General features: G+C 69.8%; 1 CRISPR repeat array.

Annotated features, from left to right (window positions below):
• Positions 1–395: direct repeats of the CRISPR family, unit length 29 nt; unit sequence CGGTTCATCCCCGCGGTCGCGGGGAACAG.
• Positions 396–400 lie beyond the last annotated feature (5 nt).

Raw genomic sequence — 400 nt, 5'->3', positions numbered from 1 at the left:
CGGTTCATCCCCGCGGTCGCGGGGAACAGGTGAGCGTCCAGTCGCTGAACGTGCCGGTGCCCGGTTCATCCCCGCGGTCGCGGGGAACAGGCGATCTCCAGCGCCCGCTTGTCGGTGGCCAGCGGTTCATCCCCGCGGTCGCGGGGAACAGTCATCAGCGACCACTCTAAAGAAAGCCCCGAGCGGTTCATCCCCGCGGTCGCGGGGAACAGTCCGCGCTGACCGCCATCGTGGCGGCGCAGGACGGTTCATCCCCGCGGTCGCGGGGAACAGTGCTGACGCTGGCGCGGGACCACCTGAACCAGCGGTTCATCCCCGCGGTCGCGGGGAACAGGAGTATCTGCACGAAGGCGCGCCCGTGTTGCACGGTTCATCCCCGCGGTCGCGGGGAACAGCAGCG

It is taken from the genome of Pseudoduganella namucuonensis, from assembly GCF_900116645.1.
Lineage (GTDB): Bacteria > Pseudomonadota > Gammaproteobacteria > Burkholderiales > Burkholderiaceae_D > Rugamonas > Rugamonas namucuonensis.
This window is presented reverse-complemented; position numbering and strand designations above follow the sequence as displayed.